At 66.6% G+C, this 12,607-nt stretch carries 14 protein-coding genes; 6 read left to right on the forward strand and 8 right to left on the reverse strand.

Annotated elements, in window-relative coordinates; all coding sequences use genetic code 11:
- Positions 1–15 precede the first annotated feature (15 nt).
- Positions 16–1,290, forward strand: coding sequence for a serine hydroxymethyltransferase (glyA, locus tag ACF8ME_RS12825; protein ID WP_392416780.1), 1,275 nt, complete (start codon positions 16–18; stop codon positions 1,288–1,290).
- A gap of 92 nt (positions 1,291–1,382) precedes the next feature.
- Here glyA and ACF8ME_RS12830 read toward each other — a convergent pair whose 3' ends face one another.
- The 7 genes from ACF8ME_RS12830 to ACF8ME_RS12860 all read right to left on the reverse strand — a co-directional run bounded on the left by ACF8ME_RS12830 (position 1,383) and on the right by ACF8ME_RS12860 (position 6,322).
- The gene (locus ACF8ME_RS12830) at positions 1,383–2,435 is read right to left on the reverse strand and encodes a hypothetical protein (RefSeq protein WP_203399398.1); all 1,053 of its coding nucleotides are present in this window, start codon (positions 2,433–2,435) and stop codon (positions 1,383–1,385) included.
- Entirely contained in the window at positions 2,432–2,905 is a 474-nt protein-coding gene (locus tag ACF8ME_RS12835) for a hypothetical protein (RefSeq protein ID WP_392417157.1), read from the reverse strand. Before ACF8ME_RS12835 ends, ACF8ME_RS12830 begins: the two co-directional genes overlap by 4 nt.
- A gap of 148 nt (positions 2,906–3,053) precedes the next feature.
- Positions 3,054–4,094, reverse strand: a complete 1,041-nt coding sequence (locus tag ACF8ME_RS12840; protein ID WP_392416782.1) for a patatin-like phospholipase family protein — start codon at positions 4,092–4,094, stop codon at positions 3,054–3,056.
- A gap of 114 nt (positions 4,095–4,208) precedes the next feature.
- The gene (locus ACF8ME_RS12845; RefSeq protein WP_063326188.1) at positions 4,209–4,511 is read right to left on the reverse strand and encodes a HigA family addiction module antitoxin; all 303 of its coding nucleotides are present in this window, start codon (positions 4,509–4,511) and stop codon (positions 4,209–4,211) included.
- A gap of 12 nt (positions 4,512–4,523) precedes the next feature.
- Positions 4,524–4,802, reverse strand: coding sequence for a type II toxin-antitoxin system RelE/ParE family toxin (locus ACF8ME_RS12850; protein WP_047218636.1), 279 nt, complete (start codon positions 4,800–4,802; stop codon positions 4,524–4,526).
- Positions 4,803–4,868: 66 nt separating this feature from the next.
- Positions 4,869–5,771, reverse strand: coding sequence for a LysR family transcriptional regulator (locus tag ACF8ME_RS12855; RefSeq protein WP_013802476.1), 903 nt, complete (start codon positions 5,769–5,771; stop codon positions 4,869–4,871).
- Between the two features lie 14 nt (positions 5,772–5,785).
- Positions 5,786–6,322 carry a MarR family winged helix-turn-helix transcriptional regulator gene (locus ACF8ME_RS12860; RefSeq protein WP_012205532.1) on the reverse strand — a complete coding sequence of 179 codons (537 nt, stop codon included), beginning with the start codon at positions 6,320–6,322 and terminating at the stop codon, positions 5,786–5,788.
- A gap of 204 nt (positions 6,323–6,526) precedes the next feature.
- On the opposite strand from ACF8ME_RS12860, the gene ACF8ME_RS12865 reads away from it, so the two are divergent.
- From ACF8ME_RS12865 to ACF8ME_RS12885, 5 genes are all read left to right on the forward strand, one after another.
- Entirely contained in the window at positions 6,527–7,735 is a 1,209-nt protein-coding gene (locus ACF8ME_RS12865; RefSeq protein ID WP_392416784.1) for a 3-hydroxybenzoate 6-monooxygenase, read from the forward strand.
- 16 nt (positions 7,736–7,751) lie between these two features.
- Positions 7,752–8,789, forward strand: coding sequence for a cupin domain-containing protein (locus ACF8ME_RS12870; RefSeq protein WP_392416786.1), 1,038 nt, complete (start codon positions 7,752–7,754; stop codon positions 8,787–8,789).
- A 38-nt stretch (positions 8,790–8,827) separates the two neighbouring features.
- Positions 8,828–9,535: a fumarylacetoacetate hydrolase family protein gene (locus tag ACF8ME_RS12875; RefSeq protein WP_392416788.1), complete on the forward strand. Its 708-nt coding sequence runs from the start codon at positions 8,828–8,830 to the stop codon at positions 9,533–9,535.
- A 19-nt stretch (positions 9,536–9,554) separates the two neighbouring features.
- Positions 9,555–10,196, forward strand: coding sequence for a maleylacetoacetate isomerase (gene maiA, locus ACF8ME_RS12880; RefSeq protein WP_392416790.1), 642 nt, complete (start codon positions 9,555–9,557; stop codon positions 10,194–10,196).
- Between the two features lie 116 nt (positions 10,197–10,312).
- A complete protein-coding gene (locus tag ACF8ME_RS12885) occupies positions 10,313–11,350 on the forward strand; it encodes a Bug family tripartite tricarboxylate transporter substrate binding protein (RefSeq protein WP_392416792.1) in 1,038 nt (345 codons plus the stop codon).
- A gap of 14 nt (positions 11,351–11,364) precedes the next feature.
- Here the strand turns inward: ACF8ME_RS12885 and ACF8ME_RS12890 are convergent, their stop codons facing one another.
- Entirely contained in the window at positions 11,365–12,603 is a 1,239-nt protein-coding gene (locus tag ACF8ME_RS12890; protein ID WP_392416793.1) for a flavin-dependent oxidoreductase, read from the reverse strand.
- Between the last annotated feature and the right edge of the window lie 4 nt (positions 12,604–12,607).

The following is a 12,607-nucleotide window of genomic DNA, read 5'->3' on the forward strand; positions in this document are numbered from 1 at the left end:
AGGAACCATTCACCCATGTACGACGCATCCCTGACCCTGGCCGACTTCGACCTGCAGCTGGCCAAGGCCATCCAGAGCGAGAAACGCCGCCAGGAAGACCATGTGGAACTCATCGCCTCCGAAAACTACGCCAGCCCGCTGGTGATGGCGGTGCAGAACTCGGTCTTCACCAACAAGTACGCCGAGGGCTACCCCGGCAAGCGCTACTACAGCGGCTGCGAGAACGTGGACGTGGCCGAGCGCCTGGCCGTGGAACGCGCCATGGCGCTGTTCGACTGCGACTACGCCAACGTGCAGCCCCATGCCGGCGCCCAGGCCAATGCCGCCGTGTTCCTGGCGCTGGCCCAGCCCGGCGACACCGTCATGGGCATGAACCTGGCCCAGGGCGGCCACCTGACGCATGGCAACCCGTCCAACTTCTCGGGCCGCCACTACCGCATCGTCCCCTACGGCCTGGACCCCGCCACGGGCCTGATCGACTACGACGAGATGGAGCGCATCGCCCTGGAGCACCGGCCCCGCATGCTCATCGGCGGCTTCTCTGCCTACTCGCGCCACAAGGACTGGGCCCGCATGCGCGCCATTGCCGACAAGGTGGGCGCCGTGTTCTGGGTGGACATGGCCCATGTCGCAGGCCTGGTGGCTGCGGGCGAGTACCCCAGCCCACTGCCCCACGCGCATGTGGTCACCAGCACCACGCACAAGACGCTGCGCGGCCCGCGCGGCGGCTTGATCCTGTCCAAGGGACAGGACGAAACCTTCAACCGCCGCCTGAGCTCGGCCGTGTTCCCCGGCGTGCAGGGCGGGCCGCTGATGCATGTGATCGCCGCCAAGGCCGTCGCCTTCAAGGAGGCGCTGCAGCCCGGCTTCAAGACCTACCAGCGCCAGGTGCTGGCCAACGCCCGCGCCATGGCCGCCGTGATCCAGCAGCGCGGCTACCGCATCGTCTCGGGCGGCACGGACAACCACCTGATGCTGATCGACCTGTCCGACCGCAGCTACACCGGCAAGGATGCCGATGCCGCGCTCAGCGAGGCGCACATCACCACCAACAAGAACACCGTGCCCAACGACCCGCGCTCGCCCTTCGTGACCTCGGGCCTGCGCATAGGCACGCCCGCCGTCACCACGCGCGGCTTCGGCCAGGCGCAGTGCGAACAGTTGGCCGGCTGGCTGTGCGATGTGCTCGATGCGCTGGACGCGCAGGAAGGCGCCCGCTTTGCCAAGGTGGCTGCGCAGGTCCGCGATCAGGTGACGGAGCTGTGCCGTCGGTATCCGGTGTATGAATGAACTACGGACATGAATCGCTCTCGGCACAGACAACAGCGCAGGGACTCCAAGCTACGTCCAGGCAAGAGGTAGAGCCGCAGCAAGGACAGCAACTACCGGGAAAGGCGGTTTTTGATCCTGTCCACGCCGGCTTTGCCCAGCGCAAGTGATCGTCTTGCCGCCTCCTTCAGTTGCGCGGGCTCTGGCAAAACCTGGCTCGCCAACGTACCCACTCGCAGGGCAGATTGCCGGACCTGGTTAACTGTCGAGTCGGCAGCATCGCGCAACTCTTCCATGCTGGGCAAATTCTTGCTGGCTTCCCTCAGCGTACCGCCGACGCCGTCGGCAACTTGTCCGGCCCGGAGGTGGGCCTGAGCCCAAGCCTTGGACATCCCCCCCTCCGGAACTTGCGAAAGCGTGGCAATGCAGGCATTCAGCAACGTGTGTTCAGACTCTGAAAGTGGTTTGCCCGTCTCCAGCAGAGACCTTAGAAAGTCACCCAGATCGGCAGCGATCGCCAAATGATTGCAGTCCGGGTTGGCGTGGAGGAAGGTGGCAAGCTCTTGGGCAACGTCCTGCGGCTGACCCTGTCCAAGTTGGCTTTCCAGCAGCGGGACCGCCTGACCGACGAAATTCGGGTCAAACCCCCACTCTTCCACCAAATGCTCCACCAGCACGCTGCGCTGTTCTTGGTCGATTTTTCCGCCCATAGCGGCAATTCGTAGGGCAAGCGGTGCAATCAGGTCGAACAACGACAAGGCAAGCACATCGAGAGGCGTATTCAGGAATTTGGGGATCTCAATGACCCGAGATCCACGGCTGTTGGAAAACATGCGATAGAGCCCATAGCAAGCGCCTCCCGAGGCCAATGCAGCAAAAGCGACCCACCCAAGCGGTGTGGCAGCGGTTCCAATACCGATTGCGCCCAATAGCCCAGATGGCGCAAAGAATGTTGAAGCCACCAGACTCGACTTGGCGACTGCCGCGCCAGTTCCAGCAGCCCCCAGAACATCCCACAGCTCACGGCCCCGGTTGACCATTCGCAAAGAGCGATAGGCGTTCTCTCCAATCGCCAACTTTGCCTTGAACCGCAGCGGCTCGGCAACAACCTGCTCCACACCGTCCAGAGTGAAATTTTCGCTGGAAATTTCATGGATTTGCTTCATGCCAGCGCCGCTTTGAATTGCGCAACAAACAGGCGGATCCTGTCTTGCAGATCTGGAAAATCCATCTCTTTCTTGGCTCCGTAGGCAATGCCCAATGCAATCGCCAGCGGGCTCAACAACGCTCCAAGCAATGTTCCTATCAGCGGTACTGCGCTCAACAATGCACCGACCACCAAGGCAACCGCTGTGGCGAATGCCAAGGTGGGGAACTGGTCTAGCGTAAGAAAGATGAGATCAAGAATCTTCCGCCCGATGCGCACCAGTCGGCGTCCGATCTGCGATGACAAGCGCAGCAGATTGGCCAGGATGGCCTTCGCATCAGCGGAAACATTCAAACCCTCGATTTTTTGAAGCAAGGCGCGTTCAGTACGTTTGGTGTTCTGAAAGAATTTCGCCTCATTGGGTATTGCACCCTTGTCGTGATCATCAGGCTCGCTGTTCGACTGGCTCGCTTGCGGCACTATTTCCATGGCGGCTTGTATCAGTGAAGAAAGGACACGGAACGGAAGCCTGCATTATGTCGTTACACATGCCCGCGATCCGCATGGCTTCACCAGTCGAAGCCCGTTCTTTTCATTCGTCATGACACCGGCATGATCCGCCCTGCCTTGAACCCCGTCAAGGACTGGCGCAGGCGCCATCCATCCCCGCCATCTCCGCCAGCTTCTGCATGCGCGAGCGCTGGTCCAGGCAGGCTTGGTGCTGGGCTTTGGCCGCCTTTTGCTGGGCCAGCTTCGCGGCCTTGGCGCGCTCGGCCTGCAGCTGGGCGATGCGCTCGCGGATCTGGGGCATGGCGGCCACGGCGGCCTTTTCGCCCTCAAGAATGGCGCTGGCGCGCTGGGTGAAGTCGGCCGGGCCGATGTCCAGCACCTTGGGGCGGATGGTGATGTCGGCGCGGGCCAGCTCGGCCTGGCCCAGCTTCTGGCCCATGATGGCAATGGACTGGCCCAGGGCGCCCAGCATGTTCTCGGGCGCCTTGCCACGGGCCTTGTTGGAGATGTCCACGGCGATCACCAGATCGGCGCCCAGCTGGCGCGCGGCGTCCACGGGCACGGGGCTGGTGATGCCGCCATCGACGAAGTGGAACTTGCCGATGGCCACAGGCTGGAACACACCCGGAATGCTGCTGGAGGCACGCACCGCCTGCCCCGTATTGCCGCGCGCGAACACCGTGCGCTCGCCGTCTTCCAGCCGCGTGGACACGGCCACGAAGGGCTTGGCCAGCTGCTCCAGCGGCTTGCGGCCCACCTGTTCGTTCACATAGTCTTCCAGCTTCTGCCCCACCAGCAGGCCGCCCGAGGACAGCTGCAGGTCGCGGATCCTGGTCTCATCCAGTGCCACGGCCTTTTCCTGCAGCTCGAAGGCGTTCATGCCGCTCGCATACAGCGCCCCCACCACGCTGCCCGCGCTGGTGCCGGACACCACCGCAGGCGCAAGGCCATTGGCTTCCAGCATCTTGATGACGCCGATATGGGCAAAGCCCTTCACGGCCCCGCCGCCCAGGGCTAGACCGATCCTGATGGGCGCCACGGGTGTGCCCGGCGCGGTGGGCGTGGACTCAGGCGTGGCCGCCGAGGGGCTGGGCGGGTTGCTGCCGCAAGCGGCCAGCCCCGCCAGGCTCAGGTACACCAGTGGACGCAAAAGGGCTTTCAGGCGCATGCCAGGGATCCTGCTGTCGGATGACGAGATTCGGGGCGGGCAGTATAGCGGCAGGGGCAAAGCACCGCCGGAGACGCATCATGCTGCGGACGGCAAAGTGCGCCCTGGGGTCGCTCAGGGATGCGAGGGCTCAAACCGCTGGATTCGCGCCAGCACGTCCGCCATGGCATCGCGGGCTTCGGCAAGGTCGTAGTCGGACTGCAGGTTGAGCCAGCTTTGCGCGTCCGTGCCAAAGAAGACCGCAAGGCGCAGCGCCGTATCCGCCGTGATGCCGCGCATGCCCTTCACGATCTCGTTGATGCGCCGGGGCGGAACATCGATGGCCTTTGCCAACGCGTACTGGCTCAGGCCCATGGGTTCGAGCCACTCGTGCATCAGGATTTCTCCTGGGTGCGGCCATTTGACTTCGCGGGTCATGTTGTAGTCCTTTCAGTGGTAATCCACGATCTCGACCTGGCTGGCATGGCCATCTGCCCAGACGAAGCAAAGGCGCCATTGCTCATTGATCCGAATGCTGTACTGGCCCCTGCGGCTTCCTTGAAGGGCCTCCAGTCTGTTGCCTGGCGGAATGCGCAGGAACTCCAGGGAGGTCGCTGCGTTCAGCTGCACCAGCTTGCGCATGGCAGCGACCTCCAGGTTGGCGAACCGCGCAACGCGCTTGCCAAGCATCAATGCCTGGGTGTCTGCACATCTGAAATCGAGGATCATGGATCAATAATAACGACTCCCGTTATTATCTGATGCTTACCCCGCCTGCAGTTAGGCCCTCTTGCATCAACTCCGGGGACTGAGCAGTTCCCGCATCCCCTGCACAGCCTCCCGCAAAAACCCCCAGACCGCCTCGATGCGCTGAACCTGCCGGGCATCCGAGGGCATGCTCATCCAGAAGGTGCGGGTGAAGCAGGCCTCGGCGGGCAGCACGCGACTGAGCACGGGGTCGCGGTCGGCGATGAAGGCGGGCAGCACGGCCAGGCCGGCGCCGGCGCGCACGGCCTCGTACTGGGCGGTGATGCTGGTGCTGCGAAAGGCAAAGCGCTCGGGCTGGAACAGGGTGGACAGCAGCTGCAGCTCGCGCGTGAACAGCAGGTCGTCCACATAGTGGATGAAGCTGTGGTGGCGCAGGTCCTCGGTGCGCGCCACCAGCGGACGGCGCGCAAGGTATTCGCGCTGGCCGTAGAGGAAGAGCCGGTAGTCCGTGAGCTTGGTGACCACGGCCGAGCCGCGCGTGGGGCGCTCCAGCGAGATGACGATGTCGGCCTCGCGCCGCGACAGGTGCAGCAGGCGCGGCAGGGCCAGCAGGTCGATGCTCAGTAGCGGATGGCGCTGCGTCAGCGCGGCCAGTTGCGGGGCCAGCAGCTGGGTGCCGAAGCCCTCGGTGGCGCCCACGCGCACCAGGCCGGACGGTCCCTGGCTGGTGGATTCCGCCGCCAGCGGCATGCGCTCCAGCCCGGCTGCGGCGCGCTGCATGGCGTCTGCCACACCCAGCAGTTGTCGGCCGGCCTCCGTGGGCCGCCATTGGCCCGCTTCGCGCTCGAAGAGCACGGCCCCCAGCTGCTTTTCCAGGGCCTGGATGCGGCGCGACACCGTGGTGTGCTCCACGCCCAGTTGCCGCGCGGCGGCGGCCATGCTGCCGCTGCGCGCCAGCTCGCCAAAGAATCTCAGGTGGTCCCAGTCCATGGGTCGAGGCCGCCTCAGTCGGCTGCGGCGCGGCGCGCGGCCAGCGTGCTGGGCGCACGCGCCAGCTCGTCGTTTTGCCGCACCAGGACGGCCATCATGTCCATGAACAGGCCCCGCTGCTCCTGCGGCAGCGGCTCCAGCATGCGCTGCTGGGCCCGCAGCACCGAGGGCTCGGCAGCGGCCAGCAGCGCGGCGCCTTCTGCGGTGACCGACAGCAGGCGCACGCGCCGGTCGGCCGGGCTGGTGTTGCGCACCATGAGGCCGCGCGCCTCCAGCCGGTCGATGACGCTGCCAATGGTGGAGGTGTCGAAGCCGATCATCCGCGCCAGCGTGCGCTGGTCCACGCCTGGCTGGCGCAGCACGGCCGACAGCGCCGCGTACTGCACGGGGGTCACGCCGAATTCCTGGGTCTCCTCCATGAAGACGGCCACCGCGATCTGCTGCAGGCGGCGGATGTGGTAGCCGGGGTAGTTTTCTAGTTCTGCGGGTTGGTAGTCCATGGCCATTGCGCTCTTTTCCGGGTCCCTGCGGGCAAGCGCAGATGTTCGCATGAACCGCGCCCTCCGTTGGCGTTGGCTGGCGGACAGGTGATTCACCCGGACATGCTGTCCACCACCGTTTGGCCTGCATCCAGGGAAACCCCAGGCTGGCCTGATGCAAATCAAAACTACACTCATCGTCAGCATACTGTTTAATTAGTCGCGACGCATCTGCCCCCCAGGCGAGCGACACGCACCACGAAGCACAGGACATCCATGAGCACCAGCATTTCTTCCCGGGCGCTGCCCGTTCTTGTGGCAGGCGGCGGCATTGGCGGCGTGGCGGCCGCGCTGGCCCTGGCACGCCAGGGATTCGCCGTCAAGGTGCTGGAGCAGGCGCCGCAGCTGGGCGAGATCGGCGCCGGCATACAGCTGGGACCCAACGCATTCGCGGCCTTCGACGCGCTGGGCATTGGCGAGCTGGCCCGTGGCCGCGCGGTCTATACCGACGAGATGGTGATGCACGACGCGCTCGATGAGCGGCTGGTCGGCCGCATTCCCACGGGCGAGCCGTTTCGCGCCCGCTTCGGCAACCCGTATGCGGTGATCCACCGCGCCGACATCCACACCTCGCTGCTCGAAGGCGCGCGTGCCCACGGCCAAATCGAGACGCTGACGGGCACCCGCATCGAAGCCGTGCAGCAGGAGGGCGACACCGTCACCGTGCGCGACCAGCACGGCCAGCTCCATGTGGGCCAGGCCCTGATCGGCGCCGATGGCGTGAAGTCCGTGGTGCGCCAGCAGTACGTGGGCGATGCGGCGCGTGTCTCCGGCCACGTGGTGTACCGCGCCGTGGTGGAGAAGAACGACTTCCCCGAGGACCTGCGCTGGAACGCGGCCAGCATCTGGGTCGGCCCCAACTACCACCTGGTGCACTACCCGCTGCGCGGCGGCGAGCAATACAACCTGGTCGTCACCTTCCACAGCCGCGAGCAGGAGGAATGGGGCGTACGCGAAGGCAGCCGCCAAGAGGTGCAAAGCTACTACAGCGACTGCTGCCCGCGCGCCCGCCAGCTCATAGACCTGCCCAAAAGCTGGAAGCGCTGGGCCACGGCCGATCGCGAGCCCATTGGCCAGTGGAGCTTCGGCCGCGCCACGCTGCTGGGCGATGCGGCCCACCCTACCCTGCAGTACATCGCCCAGGGCGCCTGCATGGCGCTGGAAGACGCCGTGACGCTGGGCCAGGCGCTCAAGCGCTGCGGCAACGACTGGCCGCAGGCGCTGCGGCTGTACGAGCGCTCGCGCATTGCCCGCACGGCGCGCGTGGTGCTGTCCGCGCGCGAGATGGGCCGCATCTTCCACGCCAGCGGCGTGGAGCGCCTGGTGCGCAACGACCTCTGGAAGGGCCGCACGCCCCAGCGTTTCTACGACGCCATGGAATGGCTGTACGGCTGGAAGGCCGAAACCTGCCTCGCCGAAGACTGAACACAAGGAGACCGCCATGCAAGAACTTGGCCGCCTGGAAGACCTGCCCCAGGACTACCGCGACGAACTCACGCGCAACAACCTGGTGCCGCTGTGGCCCAGCCTGCGCAACGTGATGCCGCCGCACACGCCGCGCCCGCGCACCCAGCCGATTGCCTGGCCCTACCAGGCCATCCGCCCGCTGCTCATGCAGGCCGGCGAGCTGACGCCCATCGAAAAGGCCGAGCGCCGCGTGCTGGTGCTGGCCAACCCCGGCCATGGGCTGGAGAAGATGCAGGCCAGCTCCTCCATCTACCTGGGCATGCAGCTGCTGCTGCCCGGCGAGTGGGCGCCCTCGCACCGCCACACGCCCAATGCCGTGCGCATGGTGGTGGAAGGCCAGGGCGCCTGGAGCCTGGTCGACGGCGAGAAATGCCCCATGGAGCGCGGCGACCTGATCCTCACGCCCACGGGCCTGTGGCACGAGCATGGCCATGACGGCGACGAGCCCGTGGTCTGGCTCGATGTGCTGGACCTGCCCCTGGCCTACTACCTGGAAGTCACCTACCACGTGGACGGCCCGCGCCAGCCCGCCCTGCCCGGCCGTGGCGACCGGGCATATGCGCGCGGCGGCCTGGCCCCCACGCAGGTGTTCGCCCGCAGCACCAAGGCCTACCCCATGCTGCGCTACCCGTGGAAGGATGCCCGCGCCGCGCTGCTGGAGCTGGCCGCCGACCGCCCCGATCTGGACTGCGTGCAGCTGGCCTACACCAACCCCGAGACCGGGGCCGACTGCGAAAACATCCTGGGCTTCTACGCGCTGATGCTGCGCCCGGGCCAGACGCTGCAGCTGCCCGCGCGCTCGCCGGCCTGCGTGTTCCATGTCATCGAGGGCGGCGCCAGCGTGGCCGCCGTGGACCGCCACTTCGACCTGGCCCCGGCCGACACCTGCTGCGTGCCCGGCTGGGCGCCCGCCACGCTGGCCAATGCCAGCGCCAGCGAGCCCGCCTTCCTCTTCCTGGCCGACGAGGCGCCTTTGCACCGAAAGCTGGGCCTCTACGAGGTCCGGCCTTGAATCCTCCGATGTCTCTTTACTCCCCCATCGCCAATACCATGACCGCCCCCCAATACCTCTGGACCCCGCCCCCCGTCCAATCCCTGCCCGTGCGCGGCAGCACGCAGCGCCTGCCCGTGAACCGCCTGTTCTTCGTGGGCCGCAACTACCACGCCCATGCCGTCGAGATGGGCCGCCCCGTGGACAAGAGCGTGGAGCGCCCCTTCTACTTCACCAAGGCGCCGTCCACGCTGACCGAATCGGGTGCCACCGTGGCCTACCCGCCCGAGACGAACAACTACCACTTCGAGATGGAACTGGTGGTGGCCATCGGCAAGGCGGGTTTTCGCATTGCGGCGGACCAGGCGCATGAACACATCTACGGCTACGCCTGCGGCCTGGACATGACGCGCCGCGACCTGCAGCTGGTGGCGCGCGACAAGGGCCGGCCCTGGGACCTGGGCAAGGATGTGGAGCAGTCCTCGGTGGCCAGCGAGATCGTGCCCATGCCGGGCCAGGTGATCGAATCCGGCGCCATTGCACTGGCCGTCAATGGCGAGACAAAGCAGCAGTCCGACGTGGACAAGCTGATCTGGAACATCCGCGAAATCATTGCCGACCTCTCGCTGTTCTATCACCTGCAGCCCGGCGACCTCATCTACACGGGCACGCCCGAGGGCGTGGGCGCCGTGCTGCCGGGCGACCGCATCACCGGCCATGTGCAGGGCGTGGGCGAGATCGCGCTCACCGTGGGCGAGCCTGAATAAGGCCAGGGAGACCACCACCATGAAGCTCTACAGCTTTTTCCGCAGCGGCACCTCGCACCGCCTGCGCATCGCGCTCAACCTCAAAGGCCTGCGCCCTGACTATTTCCCCGTGGACCTGCGCGTGGACGAGCAGGCCCAGGCGCCGTTCAAGCAGGTCAACCCGCAGGGCCTGGTGCCGGCGCTGACGCTGGACAACGGCCGCACGCTGATCCAGTCGCCGGCCATCATCGAATGGCTGGAAGAGCGCCACCCCGAGCCGCCGCTGCTGCCCGCCGACCCCGAGGACCGCGCCCAGGTGCGCGCGCTGGCCGCCATCGTGGGCTGCGACGTGCATCCCATCAACAACCGCCGCATCCTGCAGACCCTGCGCCGCCAGTTCGGTGCGGACGAGGCCGCCATCAACGCCTGGTGCGCCACCTGGATTGCCGACGGCTTCGACGCCATCGAAGCCCTGCTGGCCCGCGACACGCGGCGCGGCGACTTCTGCTTCGGCCACGCACCCACGCTGGCCGATGTCTACCTGGTTCCCCAGATCGAAAGCGCACGCCGCTTTGGCGTGGACCTGGACCGCTGGCCGCTGATCAGCGCAGTGGACAGGGCCTGCGCGGCCCTGCCCGCCTTTGCGCAGGCCGCGCCCCTGGCCCAGCCTGACGCCGGCTGAACTTCGCCTGAACCCCGCCGCACCTTTGCCGGCAGCCCTAACCCGCCCCGAGTCCTCGCCAGAAGGACCGGGGCATTGCAAGCAGTGAAAAAAGCAGATCCAACAGGAGACAGACTGTGAAAGCATCCCCATCCAGCCGCCTCGGCACCGTCCCCTCCCGCCGCAAGGCCCTCGCAGGCGCCGCCCTGCTGCTGGCCTCCATCGCCCCGCTGCATTGCGCCTGGGCGCAGGCAGGCTCCAGCAGCGCCGCCAGCTTTCCCACGCGCCCCGTCACCGTGATCACGGCCTTTGCCGTGGGCAGCGGCCCTGACGCCGTGCTGCGCATCGTGGGAGAAAAGCTTTCCGCGCGCTGGAAGCAGGGCGTGACCGTGGACAACCGCCCAGGCGGCGGCGGCTTTGTCGCCATCGAAGCCGCACGCCGCGCCAAGCCCGACGGCTACACGCTGCTGCAGCTCGACAGCGAACATGTCTCCGCCCTGCCCTACCTCTACAAGCAGCGCAACTTCCATCCGCTGCAGCACTTCGACCCCGTGGCGCCGCTGTTCCTCACGCCCTTCTTCGTCGCCGTGCCCACGAACTCGCCCTGGAAGAGCATGGGCGACCTGATCAAGGCGGCCAAGTCCGAGCCCGGCAAGGTCAGCTACGGCTCCTGGGGCGTGGGCAGCCCCGGCCACCTGGGCGGCGAATGGCTGGACTTCCTGACCGGCAGCAAGATGACCCACGTTCCCTACCGCGAGGTCAGCCAGCTCTACACCTCGGTGGCCAATGGCGATCCGGCCTGGAGCTTTGCCAGCATTCCCTCCAGCCAGGGCATCTACAAATCCGGCAAGATCCGCTACCTGGCCGTGGCCGCGCCCCAGCGCATCGCCCAGATGCCCGACGTGCCCACCGTGGCCGAATCGGGTGGCCCCGCCGAGCTGATCGTGAACTCCTTCGTCTCCCTGCTGGCACCCAAGGGCGTGGACGCCACCCTGCGCGACAAGATCCACGCCGACGTGGTCGCCGTGCTGCAGGACCCGCAGGTGCGCGAGAAATTCGCCACCTTCGCCTTCCAGCCCATCACCTGGGAAGTGCCGGAAATGGAGAAATTCGCCAGGACCAAGGCGGACCAGTACAAGCTGCTGATCCAGAAGGCGAATATCAGCCTGGATTGAGACCGCCGCCTGCCTCAGCCCTGCGACTGCGGATTCGCAAACCCCGCCACCTGCTCGTAATGGCGAGCAATGGCGCGCAGCTCGTCCTGGCTGATCAGCTCGTCGATATGGCCGAAGGGCTGGCCGCCACTGAGTTCGTCGGCCTTCATGATGATGAAGTCGGGCGGCGTGGAGCGGTTGGTCAGCACCACCTGGCTGGTGGCGGGCAGGCGGCTGGCCTCATAGGCGGCCAGCAGCGCCAGCGGGTCGCCCTGCGGGTCGGCGGCCAGCAGGTCGGCCAGCACCCGCGCATCGCGCATGGCCTGGGCCGAGCCGTTGGAGCCGCGGGGATACATGGGGTGGGCGGCATCGCCCAGCAGGGTCACGCGGCCGAAGCTCCACTGTTCCACGGGGTCCTTGTCCACCATGGGGTACTCGAAGATGGTCTCGGCCGAGCGGATCAGGGCCGGCACATCCAGCCAGTCGAAGGTCCAGCCGCCGAAAATCTCCAGCACATCCTCCATGCGCCCGGCGCGATTCCAGTCGTTCATGCGCATCTGCGGGTCGCGGATCTCGGCCACCCAGTTGATGCGCTGCATGCCCTGGCCATCGACGTTGTCCTCGATGGGATAGATCACCATCTTGCCGGTATCGACCGAGCCGATGCGCAGATAGCTCTTGCCCGTGAGGATGGGCTTGAAGCGCGAGACGCCGCGCCAGGTGTTGATGCCGCCGAAGGCCAGCTCCTCCTGCGGATAGAACTGGCGCCGCACGGCGGAGTTGACGCCATCGCAGGCCACGACGATGTCGGCCATGGCCGACGGCGGCACATGGCCCTGGGCATCCGGCGCGAAATGCACGGTGGCGCCATGGGCCGACTGGTCCACACGCACGCAGCGGTGGCCCGTGTGCACTGCGCCCGGGCCCAGGCGCTGCACGGCGGCCTCGAAGAGAACGCGGTGCAGGCGGCCACGGTGGATGCCCAGCTCGGGTAGCTCATAGCCGGCATGGCGGCCGCGCGGCTCGCGGTAGACGAACTGGCCATAGCGGTTGAAGAACACGCTCTCCAGGTTCTCGATCGCCAGGGCCTCCAGCTGCGGCTGCAGGCCCAGGTCGCTGAGTTCGCGCATGGCATGCGGCAGCAGGGTAATGCCCGCGCCGATCTCGCGGACCTCGGGCACGGCCTCGAAGACTTCGCAGGCAATGCCTCTTTGATGCAGGGCCAATGCCAGGCACAGGCCTGCGATGCCGCCCCCCACGATCGCTACTTTCATCCGC

This window comes from Delftia sp. WSY_7 (assembly GCF_043104845.1).
In the GTDB taxonomy this organism is placed as follows: Bacteria; Pseudomonadota; Gammaproteobacteria; order Burkholderiales; family Burkholderiaceae_C; genus Comamonas; species Comamonas tsuruhatensis.